This is a genomic window from Ferruginibacter profundus (assembly GCF_054783275.1).
Map to the genome: position 1 here is coordinate 1,085,915 of NZ_BAAGQW010000002.1, position 21,962 is coordinate 1,107,876.

The window sequence follows — 21,962 nt, forward strand, 5'->3', positions numbered from 1 at the left end:
TTTGTATTTAATTAATCCAGCTTTGGTAAAGCTGCTTCTATTTTTGCACGTGCCCCTTCATATTGTTTTGGTAAACGAAGACTGCTGCCTAATTCAGCAACGGTTTCGTCGGTTGCAAATCCGGGATTTTCTGTAGCCAGTTCAAATAATACACCACCGGGTTCTCTAAAATACAAGGAGAAGAAGTAATCACGGTTTATTTTTTCAGTGATGTTAAGCTGTTTGCTCAGTATTTTTTCACGGTATTCCATTAATGTTGCTTCATCTTTTACCCTGAACGCAACATGGTGATTGGTACCTGCAGTATTATTGCCCCTTGCTTCGTCCGGGGATTCTAATAAATCTACAATTGCTGCAGTTTCAATAGCATCAGTAATATACCGGTAACGATTACCCTGTTGTTCCAGGAATTTATAGCCGAATATTTCTGTTAAAATTGCTGCGGTAGCTTTTATATTTCTAAGGGTAAGCACAATGCTATGAAATCCTTTCAATGCATTTGCTGCCTTGATGTCTGCTGTTTCCCACTGTTTCCTGGTATCAGTATTTTTTGAAACGATCAGGTTAATTTTCAATCCATCAGGATCTTCAAAAGAAAGGTATTGCTCGCCAAATGATTCAGCAATGGCACCGTGTTTTACATTGAATTGCGTAAAACGGGCAGCCCAGAATTCAAGACTGCCTGCCGGAACAGAATAACCAATTTCTGTAGCCATACCGGTTCCCGTTCTTCCTCTGCCAATACCTTCCCAGGGAAAGAAAGTGAGTATCGATCCTGGTGTGCCCACTTCATCACCAAAGTAAAAATGATAGGTGCCGGGATCATCAAAGTTCACGGTCTTCTTTACCATTCTTAAACCCAACACGTTGGTGTAAAATTCAAAGTTCCTTTTTGCATTGTCAGCGATTGCTGTAATGTGGTGCAAACCTAATATACTGTTGTTCATGATAATTAATTTTATAACACAAATGTCAACTCTTTTTGATACCCCGGCATTGAACCAGGACAAGAAATATTAATCCTGTTGCGTATTTGAAACAGCAGGTGAATGCAATGCCTGCAGAATTTCATTACTCAGTAATCCACTGCCGCCGCCGTAATGCTGGATGATTTTGATTGAAGGTTTCTTATCTCTGAAATATAAGCAGAGACTATCCTCGCAATTTTCAGAAATACCACTACTTAACAATACGATATCAAAATCGAAAGTATCGAAAAGTCGTATTGCTTCCGCATCATCCAAAGTGCCCTGGGCTTGCCACTGCTCGTTTTTATTGATGAGTCTTAAAACTGTTTGCAGAATTTCTTCATGCCTGCCAACTACCAGTATTTGAGTTTTCATGCCTGTTTAATTTAATTGAGGATTCAATACAATTTCAGTCAGATCTTTTCTTGATCTTGGCGAAAGCTCCCTTGCCTTAAATGGTTCGTCCAGTTTTTCGGCAGCATCAGGATAGCCAAGTGCAATCATCACAACAGGTTCAAGGCCTTCATCCAATGCTAACAATTCTTTTGCTGCCTCTTTGGAATAACCTTCAATAACATGCGTATAAATGCCCATACTGTTTGCCTGCAAAGTGAGTAAAATATTGGCAGCACCAATATCGTGCAATCCAATAGCATTGATCTTGTCAGTACCTGTGTAGGTCGTCTTCCTCAAACTTAATACCAATGCTGCGGCTTGTGTATTCCAGGGTTTATTACCGGGATACAACAATTCAAGAAACGCATTGAACAATGCCGTTCCTTTGCGTGCAACCACATAGCGCCATGGTTGTTCGTTCATTGCACTGAAGCTCCAGGTGGCTGCTTCAATGATGGTATTGATATCTTCTTCGCTAATTGATTTATCAGAAAAGCTTCTCGGGCTCCACCTGTTTTTTATAATATCCAGCACAGGATATTTTGTTGTTGCCCTTTTTATATCGTTCATGTCTTTATTGTTTGATTAATTGTACTTCGGCAATAATTCTTACTTCTTCGCTAACCAATACACCACCGGTTTCTAATGCTGCGTTCCAGGTAAGGCCAAAATCTTTGCGGTTTATTTTGCCGCTGATATTGAATCCGGCTTTGATATTACCCCACGGATCTTTCATTAATCCGCCAAATTCAACTGCTAATTTTACCGATTTTGTAACACCATGTAAAGTAAGATCGCCTGTTAATTCAAAATCAGCATCATCAACTTTTACCAACGATGTTGCGACAAAATTCATTTTCGGAAATTGTGTGGCATCAAAAAAATCAGGGCTCAAAAGGTGAGCATCACGATCTGCATTGCCTGTAGTTACCGAATCTACATCGGCACTAAAATCAATAACTGCATTAGTAAATTCATCGCCATCAGTTTCTACCGTTGCATCGTATTTTACAATTTTACCGGAAACATTGGTGAACATCATGTGCTTTACTTTAAAGCCGATCTCTGAGTGTGTTGGGTCTATTGCCCATTTAGTTTTTTGTGACATTTTGTGTTGTTTTATTTTTATGTAATACTATGTTTTGTTTTATTTTTCTTGTTGTACGTATTATCGCAATCTTTGGATATATCAGGTTTTAATTATTTACACCACTGACATGGGCACTTCCATTAGCAATACTTCAGCATCCTGTGAACCGGCCTGCAATGATATTTTGTCAGCATCCCATATACCCAGGCCATCTCTTTGGTGGAGGGCAATGCCGGCAATTGTGATATCTCCTTTTATTATAAAGGCATACACTCCGTTAGCCGGATTTTTTAAAGTATATGTTGTGGTAAAGTCTTTATCAAATTTTCCGATATGAAACCATGCATCCTGGTTGATCCAGACACCTGCATCATTTTTATCAGGCGACAATATTTGTTGTAACCGGTTATGACGGTCATTTACATCCAACGTCATCTGATCATACCTCGGTGTTACATTTTTGGTTTTTGGAAACAACCATATCTGTAAAAATTTTGCTTCCTGGTCTTTATTCTTATTGTACTCACTATGGAATATTCCTGTGCCTGCGCTCATCACCTGTATATCACCATGCTTAATGATGGCAACATTACCCATACTGTCTTTGTGTTCCAGGTCTCCTTCTAAAGGGATTGAAATAATTTCCATATTGTCGTGTGGATGCCTGCCGAAACCCATGCCCGGGTCAACACGGTCATCATTCAATACTCTTAATACACCAAAGTGCATTCTTTCCGGGTTATAATAATTGGCAAAACTGAATGTATGATGACTATCCAGCCAGCCATGATTAGCATGTCCGCGGCTGTCTGCTTTATGCAACACTGTACTGGGTGTAATTGCAGAATCAGTATTGGGCAAATGATTGAATCCAACTGGTTCCAGTTCTTTTAATTCATCTACCTCGTTTTTAATTACATTACCTAATGCAGCGCTGGCAACAAACATACCTGTGCCCATCAAACCTTTCTTTAAAAAATCTTTTCTTTCCATGGTAGTAATTTTATTTGTTTTTGATAACACAAAGTTGAATCGTTTAAAATTGCAGGACATTGAACCAGGACAAGAAATTCAGTTTAACGGATAATTATAAAATGAATAATTGATAATGTCTTACGCCGTCTCAATGTTTGCCATACAAAGATGCTATTGGCGGGAGGGCCAAAACATTGAACCAGGACAAGAAATGAAAAAAGAAGCTGTTATTTTTTGGAGAGTTTTGTTCTCACTTTGCTGAGAAATTCTGCTGAAATGCCGAGATAGGAAGCAATATAATGTTGCGCTACACGCTGTGGAATAGTAGGGTAACGTTCAATAAAATCCAGGTATTTTTCCTGCGCAGATGTAGTTATCGTGTTTAAAAAGCGCTTTTGTAAAACAGAAAGGTTTTTTTGTACCATCAGGCGGAACATCCTTTCTAATTTAGGCACCGCCTTCAAAAGTTGTTCTTTTGTTTGTGGTGATAAGACCAATAATTCGCAGTCTTCCAGTGTTTCAATAAACATATTACTGGGGGTATGGTTATGAAAACTGGCAATATCACTCACCCACCAGTCTTCTATCGCAAATTGCAATATTACTTCAAAGCCATTTTCATCTATGTAATAATTGCGGATACAACCTTTATTGATGAATGCTTCAAAATTGCAAATATCACCCTCATGCAGCAGCATGGTTTTTTTGGGTACTTTTTTAAATTCCAGCAACGAATTAAAAATCGCAATTTCTTCCTCTGAAAGATCGATGAGTTTTAATACCTGTTTGTTGATGCTGTTAAACATGCGGTAAATTTAAAGATTAAATGGCATTCTTACTCTTTGCCTGTTTTACACACTTCGACTATCTTTCAGTTAAATAAATTCAGTTATACTTAACTGATCAGTTTTTTTAATACTACTTATTCCATAAATACTTTTTTAATCCCCAGTTTGTCCATTTTCGATTTCAGGGTTGTCGGGGGTATTTTGAGTATTTCTGCTGCTGCGCCCGGTCCCCAGATCTTTCCTTTACATTGTTTTAGTACGGCCAGGATATGATCCCTTTCATTTTCTTCCATCGTTTTTATCCGGTTTTCTTTGGTAAGTGCATCTGTTTCTTTTGGATTAAATTCCGGTAAACTGATATCTTCAATCAAAGTTCCCTTTGATAACAGAACACTTCGCTCTATTAAATGTTCCAGCTCCCTGATATTACCCGGCCAGTTATAGGTTGCCATCTTTTTTGCCACTTTATCTGCGATGCCGGTGATCTTCTTTCCCGACTTGCGGTTGAAATGGTCAATAAAATAAGCGGTCAGTGCAGGTATATCGTCTCTCCGTTCCCGTAAAGGTGGTAGTAGTATAGGAAAAATATTGAGCCGGTAATAAAGGTCTAAACGAAATTTACCTGCAGCTACTTCTTTTTCCAAATTGCGGTTGGTGGCTGCAATAATTCGGATGTTTAGTTTAATCGTAGCTACTGCCCCCACTCTTTCTATTTCTTTTTCCTGTAATACCCGCAGTAGCTTTACCTGCAGATCTAAAGGCAACTCTCCCACTTCATCTAAAAATATAGTGCCATTATTGGCTTGCTCAAATTTGCCTATTTTTTTATCGGTAGCACCTGTAAATGCTCCTTTTTCATGTCCAAATAATTCAGATTCAATTAATGTAGACGGAAGTGCTGCACAGTTAACCTTAATAAAAGGCCTGCCCTTGCGTGGCGAACGGTTATGTATGCAATCGGCAATCTTTTCCTTGCCGGTACCGCTTTCTCCCAATATCAAAACCGAAGTATCTGATGCAGCTACCTGGTTAATTAGATCCATTACATGCAGCAGCGAAGAACTTGTGCCTATAATATTGTCGAAGTTGAGTTGATTATTAACAGCCTTTTCTTTTAAGGCAAGGTTAGGCGTTTCAATGGTTGCAAAAATGTGATCTTTCTCTTCGGCAGAAACACTATTCATAATCTCTGCCAGAGATTGTTGAAACCTGAAAAGCCAATCCAGTTTTTCAGAAGTATATCCTTCCGGTATTTTCCTGAAAAAACTCAATGTAAAAATATTATTACCGGAAGATAAAGACGGGAACACCAAATTAGATGCTAAATCAAATTGTTTGGCGAATAATTTTTTCATCGGATGAATTAATGCCAGACTTTTAAAATCCTCCCCATTATAATATCCTGCAGATTCATCATCTTTTGTTTGTTGCAACAATAGTTTTATTTCAGCTGCAGTTAATCCTGTAATTACAGATAGCTCCGGTATTCCTATGGACTGGTATTCTTCAAAGCCAATACGAACAAAGGCAAACCCGGCAAAATGATTATGTTCCAATTGCCTGAACTTTACTGCAAGCACATCAAAAGGCACATAATGTTGTAATGCTTTAGCAGTTGTTTTTAATTTCTGTATCCAGCTTCCTTCCATTTTTTGAATGCTGTTCAACTCTTTCTGCGTTTGTATTTCCATACGCCATTTTGTGTCCTGGCTTTGCTCGTGCCGGTATTGTGCAATTTCTAAAGTGATCAACAGGTCTTTTTCTCTGAATGGCTTAACTAAAAAACCATACGGTTGCGTAGCTTTAGCAGCAGTTAATACATCTTCATTTGAATTTGCAGATAAATAAATAAAAGCAATATTTTCCTCTTTTAATTCTTTCGCCAGATCAACTCCGGTAAGTTTTCCCGAAAGGAAAATATCCAACAGCACCAGGCCTGGTCTTTCTTTGTCAATCAGTTCTTTTGCCATAGATACCGAGCGGGCTATGCCGGTAACTGTATAACCTGCTTTTTCCAGCATGGAGCGTAGATAATTTGCTTCTACAAACTGGTCCTCTACTATCAGAACAGTCTTTTTCATAGTCAAATAGTTTCTGGTGAACTACCGTCTTGCTGAATCACCTTCTCGTCAGCAATGGACGGGTCGTATAAAAATAGAATATTTATTGCTGTGCCATTATTATTTTTAATGGAAAAATTGCCTTGTATATCTTCGCTCAATCCTTCCATAAGGTTCATGCCCATGCTGCTGCTTTTTTTAAAATCAAAACCTTCCGGCAATCCTATTCCGTTATCGGCAATGGTAAGCAGGTATTGCAGCCCCGCTATGTTTTTAAAAGAAACCGTTATAACGCCACTCCTGTTTGCAGGAAACGCATACTTAATAGCATTTGTGATAGCTTCATTAAGAATCAACCCAAGCGGCAAGGCATGGGAAAGTTTAAGTTCCAGTTCTTCGGTATCCAGTTTAAACTGAATGTTTTGCCCTGTATCAAAAGAATGTTTCAAATAGTCCACCAATTCGTAAATATATCCTGACATTTCAATTGTCGACAGATCTGCGCTTTGAAATAATTTTTCATGAATAAGTGACATTGTCTGAATACGGTGTTGGCTATCATTGATGGCGAGTAAAGCTTCTTCTGATTTTAGAAAACCAGATTGGGTATGCAATAAGCCAATGATGGTGTGAAGATTATTTTTTACTCTGTGATGAATTTCTTTTACCAGCCAGTCTTTCTCTTTTAAAAGGTGCTGCAGCGATTTATTTTTGCCCTGAATTTCTTTTTGTTGCAGTTGCAATTTTTTATTGGCTTGTTGCCTGATACGTGAATTATTGATAAATAAGCCGGTAATAATGAAAAGTAATATGGCAACACCCAGTATCCAGTTACGGGTTTGGTTCGCCTGTACCAGTCTTTCATGTTGAGCTACGGATTCTTTTTCAAGGGTTTTAATATTATTGTCTTTTTTTTCTGATTCATACTTAATCATCAGCTCATTCACTTGCTTGCTTTTTGCCTCATTAAATATGGTATCATTGAGCGCTTTATATTTTTGATAATAATTTATAGCGGAGGCCAGTTTTCCGTTTGCGGAATCAATTTTAAACATCAGCAGATAGAGATCTTTATTTTGCCGGATTGATGCTCCCACCGACGGTATCTTGTCCAGATAAAACCGGGCCTTTGTGTATTGATTAATATCAACGTAGAATTTTGTAATATCATAATGGGCCAGAAAAAGAATCTCCTGCTGAATTTCTCCCTGGTCATATTCATTGATCATTTCAAGAAATTTTGGTTCAGCTAGTTTATATTCTTTTAGTGCTGAATAACAGTATGCAAAACTCTGCGCCAATATTGCTTTTTCGGCATGCGTAACAGGTGGTTTATCTTTAAGTAGTTGCCGCAGCAATGCAAGAGCTTCATTTTCTTCTTTTGCCTTTATCATTTGTACTACCATCAGGGATACAGTTCTGTAAATAACATATAATGAAGTTCCGTTGCGCTCCCTTTCTGCAATACATTTTTTATACCATGTAATACTCTGGCCGGTTTCCCCAAGCTCTTCATATATCTCGGCAAGTTCACCATAAAAATTTGCCACTCCCGACTTGTCCTTAAGGTAATCAATATGATTTATCGCTTCCAAGGCATATTCAAGGGCTTTATTTAAATTACCGGTGTACCTGTTCTGCCTTGCCAGCAAAGCGTAAATATGAGAGAAGTTTTCAAAGTGATCGGCTTTAGCCAGCTTAATTAATTGCTGCAATACTTCCTCCGCTGCAACATTGTTACCAATAGTTGAAAAAAAATTCATCTTGTCAAACATTGCCTGTGCACTTTCTATTGTAAGTTTTTGCTGGTTAAAAAGAACGATAGCGCTGTCAAAATAATTTGTTATCTCCAGATACCGGATATCGCTGTACCAAAATTCTTTTCCCATTCTACGCCATGCTTTGGCTTCATTTATTTTTTGATGCCTGGTATGGTAGTTGGATATTACCTGCAGGAAAATTCGTTTTGCTGCTGATGCATTACCGCTCCACAGGTATGCCTTTGCCAGCAGGGAAAGACTTTCGTTGGTGATATCCTTATTATCCCGGTTTATTGAATCCCCTAAGTAAACGGCCTTTCGCAGGCAATAAAAGGCACTATCGATCAAACTTTTGTCATGGCTGGTATTACTCATGTAAAACACGCCTAAAAAATTGTAGATGAATTGGCGGTTGCTATCAGATAAATTTTGTTTCAATGCTTTTAATGCATCTTCCTTTGTTTCGATCTTTGGTAATTGACCAAAACACAATGTTATACTGATACTAAATATATAAGCTAAAACCAGTTTGGGAAACATAACTTTTATGTGGCGTTGTGAAAACAAATTACTCCATAATCTATCAAAATCCTTACCTTATTTCATAAAAATTGCAAAACCCGCTGCCTCACAAGCTTTCATTAGTTCCTGCTTCTCGCTGCTATAAAAACAACTCTTAAGTTTCGTAGTATTTACCGGGTTTCCACGAAATACAGTGGTCACTATTCTTGCCCCAATTTAAAAAACGTTGGTTTACAAACTTTTGCATTGTTGGCACTTACTTGGTTACTGTGTAGTAAACCAATTGTAAAAAAATGAGCACTTCTAAAAAATCAATTTTATTTATTACCGGTGCATTTGTTGGTAATAATTGCTGGGATGAATGGAGAAAATACTTCGAAGGCAAAGGCTACAACACAATGGCACCTGCATGGCCCCATAAAGGTGCGTCACCGGAAGAATTAAGGAACTGTCACCCGGATGCTGGTATTGCTTCCAACAGGCTAGCAGCGCTTACCGACTATTATGCAAGGATCGCACAGGCTTTAACAGAAAAACCTATCCTTATCGGACATTCCATCGGGGGATTGATCGTGCAACTTTTATTGCAACGTGGGCTTGCTGCGTGTGGTGTTGCCATTCACTCCGTTCCACCACAGGGAATAATCACTTTTAAATTTTCTTTTTTAAAAGCCGGCTGGGGACCACTTGGATTTTTTACTTCTACTAAAAAATCTTTCCTGATGTCGTTCAGGCAGTGGCAGTATGCTTTTACAAACGGTATGCCCTGTGAGGAGCAAAAAGAATCATACTACCGATTTGCAATACCTGAATCAAAACTGATCGTAAGAGACACAATCACCAGCGCAGCAAAAATAAATTTTAATACTGCGCATGCGCCTCTGCTGCTCACTTCCGGCAGTACAGATCATACCATACCTGCATCACTTAATTATTCAAATTATAAGAAGTACCGGAATAGTAATTCAGTTACTGATTACAAAGAATTTGAAGGACGAAATCATTTTATACTGGGGCAACCAACGTGGAAAGAGGATGCAGATTATATACTGAACTGGATACAAACACAATTAAAATTCTAAATACCATCACCTGCTAAAATCATCGAAATGAAAAATATACAATCAATACTAACCGGTATTTTGTTTATGCTGGTATTCAGTAATACGGCATTGGCACAAAACTCTTTACCTCCCCATATCCCAATCTGGGATGCGAATGAAGTAGAACTGCAGCTGAATAAAATTGCAACTGATGTTTATGCAATAATTCCTGCCTCTGCAGCAGCAGAAACAACAAAAGGAATTCCCCAGGCTACAACAGGAGGATTTATTGTTGGTGAAAAAGGCGTGTTGCTCATTGAAGTAATGTTATCGAAAAGGCTCTATGACCAGGAAATAAAATTGATACGCTCGGTAACCAATAAGCCAATTATCTATGCGGTGAATACCAGCGACCATGGAGACCATTGCTTTTCAAATTATTTATTGCCGCCATCAACAGTTATTATTCAGAATGAATATGCAAAAGAAAATCTTGCCAAGAATTACGAATACATCAAGCAGTTCATGATAAAACTGTTTGGCAAAGACAGGGGAATAGAAGTTTCGACCTACAGGCCCGCAGATATTGTGATACCGAAAAATAACAATCTCAAAATTGACCTGGGTAACGGAAAGGTAGTGGAATTCATTAATACCGGTACCGCACAATCGCCTGCCGATCTTTTTATCTGGCTACCCTCTTTAAAAGTTTTTTGGGCAGGCAATCCTTTTATTGCAGAAAGCCCGGCCATCCCCTGGTTATTTGACGGCTATTTTTTAGAGCCCTCCGAAAATTTAAAAAAGATGTATGATTTTTTACCTGCTGATGCCATTGTAATTCCCGGTCATGGACGAATTACCAACAAAGCAGGGATAAAGTTTACCATAGATTATGTGGAAGCACTGAAAAAAAATGTGGAAGAAGCTGTATCCAACGGGTTGACACTGGAGCAAACGATTCAAACGGTAAAAATGAAAGAATTTGATAAAGGTTACGTTTTATTCAACTGGCTTCATTTCAATTTTAACATCCCTAATGCCTATAAAGATATCAAAGCGAACAAATCAAAATAACCATCAGCCCCGGGTCAATTAAAAATACATATCTAAACACTTAAAAATAATATTATGAACACTATTACAAATCATTTCGGTAACAAAGCCATCAAGAGCAAATTACAGTCACTTTTTTTATTATCCCTTTCATTATTTTTTATGGCATCCTGTAATAACACAGATAAAACAATGGCTGCAAGTAAAGAAAATGCAGCTGCAACTGAAGGTGTTGCACAAGTATCAACTCAGCCGGCTGCACCACCATCGAATTTTAAACATCAAACTGCTACTGTAAATGGAATCAATATCCATTACGTTATTGGTGGCGAAGGCGAGCCTTTAGTATTGATACATGGCTTTGGGCAAAACTGGTTTATGTGGAACCGTCTGCTGCCGGAGTTATCTAAACATTTTACGGTGATAGCTCCTGATCTGCGTGGATCCGGTGAATCGGACAAGCCTTCCGGTGGGTATGATAAAAAAACAATGGCCACAGATATACATGAACTGGTAAAAAGTCTAGGCTATAAAAGCATAAATCTTGTTGGTCATGATATTGGTTTAATGGTGGCTTATGCCTATGCGGCGCAATTTGGCGTCGAAGTAAAAAAAATGGCCCTGCTTGATGCATTGATACCTGGCGTGGAACCGGTATGGCAACAGATCTCCACAACGGTATGGCATTTTGGTTTTTTTGCAAGACCTGTTGCAGGTAATATCGTTGCAGGGCATGAAAGAGAATTCTTAACTGACTTCTGGCCACAGGTTGGATTTGTAAAAGAGCCTTTTACAAAAGAAGAGAGCGATGAATTTATAAGGGCATTTGCCACTAAAGGTGCCACCACCGGTTGCTTTCATTGGTTTGGTGAATTTGCACAGGATGTAAAGGATAACCATGAATTCATGAAAAAGAAATTAACCATGCCGCTGCTTGCCATGGGTGGTGAACACTTCAGCGCACCATTTTTAGCAACTCATTGCAAGCTTGTTGCTGATAATGTTTCTGAATTTAAAATTGCAGGGTCGGGGCATTGGATAGTTCAGGAGCAAACTGCACAGGTACAAAAAGGGCTGATAGATTTTTTTGTGAACAATTAAATAGACAGCTTATCAATATAAATTTCTTAACCTGACAATTTTAAAATTATGAAAAAGATGACCAGGTCAATTATGACTTTATTTATCATCACTATTGCAATAAAAACTATTGCACAAAAGCCTTCAACAGAATTATTAAATCCTGCTAATCATGAACTGGTGCTTATCGACTTCGAAAGCCAGATGGCTTTTGCAGCAAAGAACAGCAGTATCATCGAATTAAGAAATAATACCGCACTGATAGCAGGGGCTTCAAAAATTTTCAATATACCTACCGTAGTAACTACAGTGGCAGAAAAATCGTTCAGCGGCCCGGTTTTCCCCGAGCTGGAATCATTTTATCCGCAGGCTACCTCAAATTATATTGACAGAAGCAGTATGAATACCTGGGAAGATGTAAATGCTTATAAAGCTATCACTGCAAAAGGGAAAAAGAAAATTGTGTTTGCAGGCCTATGGACCAGTGTGTGTATAGTTGGGCCAGCACTATCAGCCATTGCTGAAGGATATGAAGTGTATGTAATTACTGATGCCTGCGGAGATGTAAGTGTGGAAGCCCACGATATGGCAGTTAAACGCATGATTCAGGCAGGCGCAAAACCAATGACAGCACTGCAATATTTACTGGAGTTGCAAAGAGACTGGGCACGCCAGTCAACGTATAATGCAGTAATAGCATTGGTTATAAAATATGGCGGCGCTTATGGCATAGGTGCACAATATGCGCATGATATGCTGAAGCACTAATGCGATGAAATAAATATTTGCTCATCATTAAAAAAAACATAACATGAAAAATAAAATAAACCTGCACAAACCAGTGCTATACACACTAATAGTTTTGTTTACTGTAATTACAACGGTATTTGCACAACCTGCTACCGGAACAAAAAACATTGTAATTGTTCATGGCGCCTTTGCTGACGGATCGGGCTGGGAAAATGTATTCAGGATACTTCACGAACGTGGCTACAATGTTACTATGGTTCAAAACCCATTAACTTCTTTAGAAGATGATGTTGCCGCTACTGAAAGAATATTAGACAGGCAGGATGGCCCCGTAGTATTAGTTGGCCATTCATGGGGCGGAGCAGTAATAACACAGGCTGGCGTTCATGCCAAGGTAAAAAGCCTGGTTTATGTGGCAGCTTTTGTTCCCGAAGCAGGCGAGTCTGCACTTGACCTTATTAAAACGGCACCGCCTGCCGCTGAAAATGGCATTCTTCCGCCGGATGAAAAAGGTTTTGTATGGTATGATAAAGCTAAATATCATGCTGGCTTTGCAGCTGATCTTAGTAAAGAAAAAACGGAATTTATGTATGCCTCACAGGGACCAATTGCTGTAAAGTGTTTTTTAACGCCACTCACACAGGCCGCATGGAAAACAAAACCTTCCTACGCTATTGTAGCAACTGAAGATAAAAGTATAAACCCTTTAATTGAACGTACGATGTACAAAAGAGCAGGCTCAACAGTTACCGAGATCAAAGGAAGCCACGTAATATTTATGTCTAAAGCAAAAGCAGTTGCAGATGTAATTGAAGCCGCAGCAATGGCAGCCGCTAAATAGCGCATATTATATTTAAAATAAAAAACTCCAGGTGATGAAAAAATTATTTTCCTTATTATTTCTTACTGTAATTGTAATAAAATTATCCGCACAAAAAAATGCAGCTATTATCATTTACAATGCCAGAATAGCAACGATGACAAAGCCGGGAGAATTTAAGCAGGCTGTTGCCATTAAAGACGGGATAATACTTGCAGTGGGCAACTCAAAAAAAATATTAGCTGCTTATAAAAATACCGGAACACAATTAATTGATGCCGGTGGCAAAACTGTGGTGCCTGGTTTAAATGACAGTCATATCCATATAATACGGGAAGGATTACACTATAATGCAGAGTTACGATGGGATGGTGTAAAGACATTAAAACGTGCAATGGAAATGCTGAAAGAGCAGGCTGCACGTACACCGGATGGAGTATGGATAAAAGTGATTGGAGGGTGGAACGAATACCAGTTTGAGGAAAAAAGACAACCTACACTTGAAGAGATCAATGAAGCGGTTCCTGATAAGCCTGTTTTTATTACCTACCTGTATGGCAAGGCATTTCTGAATAAAAAAGGAATTGAAGTGTTGAAATATAATAAGGATACAAAGTATGATGGAAGCCTGGTAGAACTGGATGCGCAGGGAAACCCGACAGGAATGTTATATGCCAAGCTAACTCCTAAAGCAATTTATACCACACTGGCTCTAACCACGGTGCTTAATCATGAAGAAAGATTGAATTCAACACAGCAATATTATCATGAACTAAACAGGTTTGGATTAACGAGTGCTATCGATGCTGCCGGCGGCGGACAAAATTATCCTGAAGATTATGGCATTGCATCAGAGCTGGCAAGGCAGGGAAAACTAACGCTCCGCACTTCCTATTATTTATTTGCACAGGTAAAAGGCAGGGAATACCTGGATTATGAAAAATGGGTGAAGACAACACAACTCCATAAGAATGATAACATGTTTGTTGCAAACGGCTATATGGCTGAAGGAGCCGGAGAAAACTTAGTTGCCAGCGCAGCAGATTTTGAAAATTTTTTAGAACCCAGGATAGAACTATCAAAAGATATGGAAGCTGACCTTGAACCTATCATCCGTTTACTGGTAAAAAATCACTGGCCTTTTCGTTTGCATGCCACGTATGGCGAATCGATAGAAAGAATGCTGGACATATTTGAAAAAGTAAACCGGGAAATTCCTTTCAATGGCCTGCGTTGGTTTTTTGATCATGCGGAAACCATTACTGATAGCGAATTACAAAGAGTAAAAAAACTGGGTGGTGGCATTGCCGTGCAGTTTAGAATGTACTACCAGGGTGAGTTGTACAAAAAAATGTATGGGGAGCCGGATCATCAGCTACCACCCATTCGCAAAATGATAAACATGGGAATTCCGGTAGGGCTTGGCACCGATGCTACCAGGATATCAACCTTTAACCCCTGGATGAGTTTACATTGGGCACTAACAGGTAAAACAATGGGTGGTTACCAGTTCTGGCCTGTTAAAGATGTTTTATCAAGATTTGAAGCGCTGCAGTTATACACCAGCGGTAGTGCCTGGTTTAGTGGCGAAGAAAAAGTAAAAGGCAAAATTGAAAAAGGGCAGTATGCAGATGTGGCGATCCTTAACAAGGATTATTTTTCTGTACCTGTTGATGATATAAGGGATATTCATTCATTACTCACCATTGTAAATGGAAAAGTAGTGTATGCAGAAGGGGCCTATCAAAACCTGGCGCCCGAAATGCCTGCAGTTATTCCATCATGGAGCCCTGTAAAATTTTATGGTGGGTATCAAAACAATTAATTTATGAAAAAGATTTTCGCCCGTTTAGTTGATCCGTCTGTAACATACTTCCTTTTTAATACTACCATGTTATTTTTTCGCATCGCTGTTAGCCTGGAAATGATTTTTGTACATGGGTTTAAAAAATTAGGTATTGGTGTTGCAGAAGCAGAAAAAGTGCCCAACCCATTGCATTTGCCTGAAACTTTTAATTATGCTTTTGCAGTGTCTGCAAATATTTTCTTTCCCTTTCTGGTATTGATAGGATTATGTACCAGGCTGGCCACATTACCAACGCTTGCGGTTACCCTCACCGGCTATTTTGTCTTGCATTGGAATGACCCGGTTTTGATAAGAGATACTCCATTTATTTATAGTGTTATTTTTTTATTCATACTGGTACTGGGGCCCGGAAAATATTCCATTGATAATTACATCTCTAAAAAAATAGTATAATGAAAATCACCTGGATTATTATAGCGTTAGTATCGGGTGCATTTCTCCCGATACAGGCCGGGCTGAATTCCCGGATGGGGAAAGCTATTGAAAGCCCGGTGCATGCATCGCTAATTTCTTTCATTGTGGGGGCAGTTACGGTTTTACTGTACAGTATTCTTACAAAGCAACAGGTGTATTGGTCAGGGTTCCGAAACGCTCCTGCCTATGTTTTGCTGGCAGGCGTAATGGGGGCATTTTACGTTACGGCCATCATTTTAACATTCCCAAAAATAGGGCCGGCAATGACCTTTGGAATTGTTGTAGCAGGCCAGATGACCATGTCGGTCTTGCTTGATCATTTTAATATCCTTGTTGCACAACAGCACACTGTTACTGTATGGAAGTTGCTGGGCGTTGTGTTAATAATAACAGGCGTAGTCATCATCAGAAAATTCTAATCATGAAAAAAATATTTTTTATACTGATAATACACTTTTACCAGGTTTGTTCCTATGCCCAAACGCTGCCAGCTTTCAAACCGTTGAGATATGATGAAGACTATTCCATTCTAAAAAAAGACAGCAGTCTTAATTGGTATAAAAAAGCAAAATACAATCCACTCTCTGTAAATGGTGAAACGTATATCAGTTTGGGTGGGGAAATAAGGTACCAGTATTTTTATTTTAAGAATGAAAATTGGGGTGGAACGCCAAAGGATAAAGATGGCTATATTTTAACCCGTTACCTTGCCCACGCTGATTTTCATTCAGGAAAATATACCAGGTTTTTCCTGCAATTACAAAGTAGTTTAGCTAATGGTAAAATAAATAAACCTTCCGGAGTAGATGAGAATCAATTGGATCTTCACCAGGCATTTATCGATATAGTGCTACCTGTTGTTTCAATGAAGCAAAAATTACTGCTGCGTTTTGGCCGGCAGGAATTATTATATGGGTCGCAAAGATTAGTGGCGGTAAGAGATGGGCCTAATAACAGGCAGTCTTTTGATGCAGCAAAATTGATGTACACCAACAATCATTTTAAAGCAGATATTTTCTTTTCGCATTATGTTCTTTCCAAACAAAATATTTTTGATGACGGGTTTAATAAAACTACCAAATTCTGGGGTACTTACATAGCGGTAAATAAAATTCCGGTTCTTCAAAATGCAGATTTCTATTATTTAGGTTTGTCTAAAGCTGTAACAACTTTTGATGATGGAAAAGGAAAGGAAGTACGGCACTCCATCGGATCACGGATCTGGAAAAAAACAGGCAACTGGCAATATGATTTTGAAGGACTATACCAGTTCGGAAAATTCGCATCAAAAAATATTTCTGCATGGACGATATCTTCCAATACCTCGTACAGTTTTAACTCGTTGAAATTAAAGCCCCAAATAGGTTTGAAAACAGAACTGATTACCGGGGATAAAAATTACGATGACAATAAATTAAATTCCTTCAATCCCTTATTTCCACGAGGCGCTTATTTTGGGTTAGCGGCACTCATTGGGCCATCTAACCTCCAGGATATTCACCCTTCTGTGTCCTTTGACTTATCTAAACAAATAGAGCTTACGATTGATTACGATGCTTTTTGGCGATACAGTTGCAATGATGGTATTTATGCCCCAAGTACAGCGCTGATCTATACAGGCAGAAATATCAACAGCAAATTCATTGGTCAGCAATATGCAACAGAACTAACGTATACGCCTGGTAAGTTTTTGTATTTCAGGGCAGAGTTTACCTGGTTTAAATCCGGTTCCTATTTAAAAATAGCCAGTCCTGGTAAGGATATTCTGTTTACCGGATTCACAGCACAGCTTAAATTTTAATCAACCTTTCACACAAATAAATTAAAAAGATGTCAAAAAACAAATGGACAATTGATCCGACACACAGCGAAATTCAATTTAAAGTAAAGCATCTGATGATAAGTACAGTTACGGGGCATTTTAGAAAGTTTAGTCTGGAGGCAATAACTGACAATGATGATTTTACAACGATGCAGGATATAATCTTTACAATCGATACGGATTCTGTTGATACAAATAATGAGCAAAGGGATACTCACCTGAAATCCGCTGATTTTTTTGATAGCGAAATCTACAGCACAATAGTATTTAAAGGGTCGGCTTATGCAGGCTCTGACAAAGAAGGGAAACTTACCGGTAATCTTTCCATTCGTGGTATTGCAAAACCTGTGGTGGTGAATATCGAATTCGGAGGTATAGTAATTGATCCCTACGGGCAAACGAAAGCCGGTTTTACTGTTCAGGTGAAAATTAATCGTAAGGAATTTGGTTTAACCTGGGGTGCACTAACAGAAGCCGGAAATGTTGTAGTGAGTGATGAAGTTAAATTTTATGGAGAGATTCAGTTAATCAAAAAATAGCAGGCAGCTGTATTGTTGCGCAGAATATTTTTCGTTGCCGGCTTTGCAGATACTGCGGCATGTAGTATCATTTTATCTGGAATTTTTAAAAATTATTGCACTAAAAAAAATAAAAAATGGACTTACAACTGAAAAATAAAATGGTATTTATAAGTGGTTCAACTGCAGGGATTGGATTCGCAATTGCACAAAGATTTCTGCAGGAAGGAGCAAAGGTTATTATTAATGGAAGAACAAAAGAAAGTGTGGATAAAGCAACAGGTCAATTAAAGTCATCAATAGTAAATGCCGATGTATCTGGTATTGCTGCAGATTTTTCAAAGGTGGATGAAGTCAATGACTTAATTACCGGTTTACCCGAAATTGACATCCTGGTAAATAATGCAGGCATTTTTGAACCGAAGCCCTTTGCGCAAATTGAAGACGAAGATTGGTTTAAATTTTTTGAGGTTAATGTTATGAGTGGCATTCGATTATCCCGGCATTGCTTCCCTAAAATGATAGCGAAGAATTGGGGTCGTATTATATTTATTGCAAGCGAATCGGCAGTATTTATCCCTGCAGAAATGATTCACTATGGCATGACAAAGACTGCACAAATTGCAGTTAGCAGAGGCCTGGCAGAACTAACAAAAGGAACTAATGTAACTGTAAATGCGATCTTACCGGGGCCGACAAAATCAAAAGGTGTTGGTGTATTCCTGGAAGACCTGGCAAAATCAGGCAACAAAAATATACATGAGGTTGAAGAAGAATTTTTTAAACACATACGTCCAACTTCTTTATTACAACGTTTTGCCAATGTAGAAGAAATTGCCGATACTACTGTTTACTTTTCAAGCCCACTGGCGTCAGCAACCAATGGCGCTTCCATTCGGGTAGAAGGCGGACTGATCAAATCAATCCTGTAATGCCGGCAATAAAGCTATACATCACAAATAGCTTAAAATGCATAGCAGCCTGGCTTTTAAAGGAACTAAATAAAAATAGAGAATTTGCCATCGTTACTAAACAATATGCCGGTAGTTAATTTCAGGCTACCCGGTATTTTAATCTCTCACTTGTTTAAATGAATATTTAAAATAACAACTAACACTTTAAAAAGCCGGCGCCGGACATTGGTTATAATAAAATACGATTTGTACAACAATTGCAGTGATTTGTCAATTGCCCTGGAGAACCAACTTTATCAAATTTGTTGCATAAGCCAGTTTAAAACGATAAAAGTCGTTTCAGACTGTGCACTACATACAAAATAAAGGTTATGAAAATTTATTTAACTAAACAGGATGCGATTTTTGGGTTACACCAAAACGGTTATAATTATGATTTCCATATTTCAGGTAATGATTTGCTTTGGGTGCAGAAAAAAATATTGGTTCGTGCCGGAGATTTTTTTATCACAGAATGCTATCATTTTATCGAAGGGTCACAAAAACAAAACGGCATAATCATATTGGGGATTATCGCTCCCTGCCACAGTGCAAAAGGTATACTAATCAGGCATTATACCAGTAATGTTTTAAAGATACCTCCGGTGATTCTAAAAAAACTGAAAGACATGCTGACTTATTCGGAGTTTAAAATTCCCAAAACATTAGTCAGCTGTTGAAAATATTCCGCTAAACAAATAACACTACTGAAAATACTTTTATAACAATATAAAACTCATTAAATGAAAAATAAGAAAAAACAAATACGAAAAGAATTAAGCAACAAGTTAATTGCAGCTGCAATGGTGCACCTGGATGGTTTGAAGAAACAGAAACAGAAGAAAATTATCCGGTACCTGGAAAGTAAAATGGGCAGCGTTACCAATTACTATATTACCTTATTGCCGAAAAAGGCAAAGAATAATACACTGGTTGCCGTACCTGAAAGTGAGATGCAAATAGTTAAATCACCTGAAGACGTTGAAATGGAAATCAATACAGCAATAATCAACCAGGCACAATGAGCATGTTGCAAGAAAAAATATCTTATCACAAGGCCGCTGGCCAATTTCTTAAATCGTACTATGAAAATAATTCGGCAGAGAATATATTTTTCAGCTTTGGATTTCTCAGCGAAATTGCTAAGGAAGCCAGGCATATTGCAAAATCATTGGAGTTAAAGGATATGGAATATCAAAATTCCATTGTTGCAGCCTGGTTTAGTTTTTCTGCTGTTTCAGAACTGTGTTTAGAAACAGCAACAAAGTCTGGCAGATTATTGAATGAATTTTATTCCCGTGTTAACTATCCCGAACAGGAACGTGTTGTATTAGAAAATGCCATCCAGGCTTACAACAAAAACAGGTATGCGGAAACTAAATTACAAAAGGTTGTTTGTGATGCCATCAACAGCCGGCTGGCCAGAACGAATTTTGTAGAAAATATTATTCTGCTTAAAGAAGAATCAAACAGGCTTACCAAAACCGATAAGAGCGAACTTTTTTTCCTCAGATACTATCTCGACCAGTTTCTTAAAAGAAAATATTATACAGATTACGCAAATGAAAACTATTCCGGTCAAAGAGAAAAGAATTTTCATTTGCTGGAAAAAAGAATTAATAAACTTGAAGTAACAGAAAAAAAACTTGCAGACGATCAACCTAAAGAAAAAAATGAACTAACTCTGAACAATAAAGAAACAGAGGATCTTTTTAAAATTGCTTTTCGTAATTACAATCACCTGGTATCTGTAGCAGATGCAAAAGCATCATTACTCATTAACGTCAATTCAATTATCATTTCATTTATGCTTGCATTCATATTGGGCAGAATTGAAAGGTATTCTTTTCTTTTATGGCCTGCGGTATTATTGCTGTCTGTCTGCATGACAACGATACTGCTTTCTATACTGGCCAGCCGGCCGCAGAAAAATATTTTTTTTGACAAAGAAAAACCATTGAGCTACCAACGTTTTTTCTTTGGAAGTTTTGATCTCATCGATCCGAGTTTCAGGCATGTTACCTGGAAAGAGTATGCTGAACAGCTTACCGGGTTGTTTAGTGAAGCCAGGGAAATTGTGTATATGGAGATCTATAAAGAGTCTTATAATGTACGAAAAGTATTGTCTAACAAATTCAGGTATCTCTCCCAGGCTTATTGGGTTTTTATCGGAGGACTGGTATTGTCAATAATTGCTTTTGTAGTTGCCATTCAAAGCGCCCCGGTGGTAAAATGAAGAAGTTTACTACCATATTTTTATTTTTTTCTATTGCACTTCAATCCTGCCTGCAAAAAGAAAGTGGTAAGAAAGGCGAAAAGAAATCTGCAAATAGTTTTCCTTTCAATTTGCAGGCACCATCAAAGCGATATGAACTACCCAAATCTTTACAGGAGATAAGTGGAATTGCTGCTGTTGATGACAGTATTATTGCCTGTATTGCAGATGAAAAGGGTGAAGTATATTTCTATAATCTTAACAGCAGCACAATTGACAAAAAACTAAAATTTGCAAATAAAGGAGATTTCGAAGATCTGACCATAGTAAAAGACACGCTATATGTTTTAGATTCCAAAGGCGTTATCTGGGTTATTAAAAATTATTTGCTTCAGCCAGAAGTAAGTTCTGTGACTCTAAACATTGCGCCTCCATTTGAACTGGAAGGCCTCTGTCATCGCAAAGACACTTTATACATAGCTGCTAAATATTATCATAATAAAAAACGAAACGAAACAGGCGATCTTCCGTTATGGAAACTCACTTCTGAATGGTCAGTAAGCAAGCCGCTGTTTAATTTACCCGATTACATTTCGCCAGGTGCAAGCCAGTTACCAGTTCCTTTTCATACATCAGCGATTGTATTCAATGAATCAGTGCAGCAGTGGTATTGTATCAGCACACATACCAAGCTGTTTATACAATGTAGTTATGATGGAAACATCATAAATGTCCAACCGCTTTCCGGGCAGGAATTTTCTCAACCTGAAGGGATTTGCTTTTCTACTGCGGGAGATTTATTGATTTCCAATGAAGGAAAAGATGGCGCCGGAACTATACTATTGTTTTCACATTTAAAAAACTAAAC

General features: G+C 38.2%; 23 protein-coding genes. 15 read left to right on the forward strand and 8 right to left on the reverse strand.

Annotated features, from left to right (window positions below):
* Positions 1–11 precede the first annotated feature (11 nt).
* From ACYVM0_RS14755 to ACYVM0_RS14790, 8 genes are all read right to left on the reverse strand, one after another.
* Positions 12–947, reverse strand: a complete 936-nt coding sequence (locus ACYVM0_RS14755) for a ring-cleaving dioxygenase (protein WP_460558097.1) — start codon at positions 945–947, stop codon at positions 12–14.
* Positions 948–1,016: 69 nt separating this feature from the next.
* A complete protein-coding gene (locus ACYVM0_RS14760) occupies positions 1,017–1,343 on the reverse strand; it encodes a hypothetical protein (RefSeq protein ID WP_460558098.1) in 327 nt (108 codons plus the stop codon).
* Positions 1,344–1,349: 6 nt separating this feature from the next.
* The gene (locus tag ACYVM0_RS14765; protein ID WP_460558099.1) at positions 1,350–1,934 is read right to left on the reverse strand and encodes a nitroreductase family protein; all 585 of its coding nucleotides are present in this window, start codon (positions 1,932–1,934) and stop codon (positions 1,350–1,352) included.
* A 4-nt stretch (positions 1,935–1,938) separates the two neighbouring features.
* On the reverse strand, positions 1,939–2,472 hold the full coding sequence (locus ACYVM0_RS14770; protein ID WP_460558100.1) for a YceI family protein: 534 nt from the start codon (positions 2,470–2,472) through the stop codon (positions 1,939–1,941).
* Positions 2,473–2,568: 96 nt separating this feature from the next.
* Positions 2,569–3,447 (reverse strand): pirin family protein, encoded by an 879-nt coding sequence (locus ACYVM0_RS14775; RefSeq protein WP_460558101.1) that lies wholly within the window; start codon positions 3,445–3,447, stop codon positions 2,569–2,571.
* Between the two features lie 209 nt (positions 3,448–3,656).
* Complete coding sequence (locus ACYVM0_RS14780; protein WP_460558102.1) at positions 3,657–4,235, reverse strand: Crp/Fnr family transcriptional regulator; 579 nt, start codon at positions 4,233–4,235, stop codon at positions 3,657–3,659.
* A 116-nt stretch (positions 4,236–4,351) separates the two neighbouring features.
* Positions 4,352–6,298 carry a sigma 54-interacting transcriptional regulator gene (locus tag ACYVM0_RS14785; protein WP_460558103.1) on the reverse strand — a complete coding sequence of 649 codons (1,947 nt, stop codon included), beginning with the start codon at positions 6,296–6,298 and terminating at the stop codon, positions 4,352–4,354.
* Positions 6,299–6,300: 2 nt separating this feature from the next.
* On the reverse strand, positions 6,301–8,577 hold the full coding sequence (locus tag ACYVM0_RS14790) for a tetratricopeptide repeat-containing sensor histidine kinase (RefSeq protein ID WP_460558104.1): 2,277 nt from the start codon (positions 8,575–8,577) through the stop codon (positions 6,301–6,303).
* Between the two features lie 275 nt (positions 8,578–8,852).
* On the opposite strand from ACYVM0_RS14790, the gene ACYVM0_RS14795 reads away from it, so the two are divergent.
* The 15 genes from ACYVM0_RS14795 (at position 8,853) to ACYVM0_RS14865 (ending at position 21,960) form a co-directional block, all read left to right on the forward strand.
* Positions 8,853–9,641 (forward strand): alpha/beta hydrolase, encoded by a 789-nt coding sequence (locus ACYVM0_RS14795; protein ID WP_460558105.1) that lies wholly within the window; start codon positions 8,853–8,855, stop codon positions 9,639–9,641.
* A 27-nt stretch (positions 9,642–9,668) separates the two neighbouring features.
* Positions 9,669–10,676 carry an MBL fold metallo-hydrolase gene (locus ACYVM0_RS14800; protein WP_460558106.1) on the forward strand — a complete coding sequence of 336 codons (1,008 nt, stop codon included), beginning with the start codon at positions 9,669–9,671 and terminating at the stop codon, positions 10,674–10,676.
* Positions 10,677–10,730: 54 nt separating this feature from the next.
* Positions 10,731–11,756: an alpha/beta fold hydrolase gene (locus ACYVM0_RS14805; RefSeq protein WP_460558107.1), complete on the forward strand. Its 1,026-nt coding sequence runs from the start codon at positions 10,731–10,733 to the stop codon at positions 11,754–11,756.
* 48 nt (positions 11,757–11,804) lie between these two features.
* Positions 11,805–12,503, forward strand: coding sequence for a hydrolase (locus ACYVM0_RS14810; protein ID WP_460558108.1), 699 nt, complete (start codon positions 11,805–11,807; stop codon positions 12,501–12,503).
* A 43-nt stretch (positions 12,504–12,546) separates the two neighbouring features.
* A complete protein-coding gene (locus ACYVM0_RS14815) occupies positions 12,547–13,326 on the forward strand; it encodes an alpha/beta hydrolase (protein ID WP_460558109.1) in 780 nt (259 codons plus the stop codon).
* Positions 13,327–13,360: 34 nt separating this feature from the next.
* A complete protein-coding gene (locus tag ACYVM0_RS14820; protein WP_460558110.1) occupies positions 13,361–15,130 on the forward strand; it encodes an amidohydrolase in 1,770 nt (589 codons plus the stop codon).
* 3 nt (positions 15,131–15,133) lie between these two features.
* Positions 15,134–15,565, forward strand: coding sequence for a DoxX family protein (locus ACYVM0_RS14825; protein ID WP_460558111.1), 432 nt, complete (start codon positions 15,134–15,136; stop codon positions 15,563–15,565).
* On the forward strand, positions 15,565–16,005 hold the full coding sequence (locus ACYVM0_RS14830; protein WP_460558112.1) for a DMT family transporter: 441 nt from the start codon (positions 15,565–15,567) through the stop codon (positions 16,003–16,005). The genes ACYVM0_RS14825 and ACYVM0_RS14830 overlap by 1 nt, the downstream gene beginning before the upstream one ends.
* 2 nt (positions 16,006–16,007) lie before the next feature.
* Entirely contained in the window at positions 16,008–17,387 is a 1,380-nt protein-coding gene (locus tag ACYVM0_RS14835; protein ID WP_460558113.1) for an alginate export family protein, read from the forward strand.
* A 29-nt stretch (positions 17,388–17,416) separates the two neighbouring features.
* Complete coding sequence (locus ACYVM0_RS14840; RefSeq protein ID WP_460558114.1) at positions 17,417–17,947, forward strand: YceI family protein; 531 nt, start codon at positions 17,417–17,419, stop codon at positions 17,945–17,947.
* 116 nt (positions 17,948–18,063) lie between these two features.
* On the forward strand, positions 18,064–18,858 hold the full coding sequence (locus ACYVM0_RS14845) for an SDR family NAD(P)-dependent oxidoreductase (RefSeq protein ID WP_460558115.1): 795 nt from the start codon (positions 18,064–18,066) through the stop codon (positions 18,856–18,858).
* Positions 18,859–19,211: 353 nt separating this feature from the next.
* Positions 19,212–19,559 (forward strand): hypothetical protein, encoded by a 348-nt coding sequence (locus ACYVM0_RS14850; protein ID WP_460558116.1) that lies wholly within the window; start codon positions 19,212–19,214, stop codon positions 19,557–19,559.
* 63 nt (positions 19,560–19,622) lie between these two features.
* Positions 19,623–19,904: a hypothetical protein gene (locus ACYVM0_RS14855; protein WP_460558117.1), complete on the forward strand. Its 282-nt coding sequence runs from the start codon at positions 19,623–19,625 to the stop codon at positions 19,902–19,904.
* Positions 19,901–21,115 carry a Pycsar system effector family protein gene (locus ACYVM0_RS14860; protein WP_460558118.1) on the forward strand — a complete coding sequence of 405 codons (1,215 nt, stop codon included), beginning with the start codon at positions 19,901–19,903 and terminating at the stop codon, positions 21,113–21,115. The genes ACYVM0_RS14855 and ACYVM0_RS14860 overlap by 4 nt, the downstream gene beginning before the upstream one ends.
* Positions 21,112–21,960 (forward strand): hypothetical protein, encoded by an 849-nt coding sequence (locus ACYVM0_RS14865; RefSeq protein ID WP_460558119.1) that lies wholly within the window; start codon positions 21,112–21,114, stop codon positions 21,958–21,960. The genes ACYVM0_RS14860 and ACYVM0_RS14865 overlap by 4 nt, the downstream gene beginning before the upstream one ends.
* Positions 21,961–21,962 lie beyond the last annotated feature (2 nt).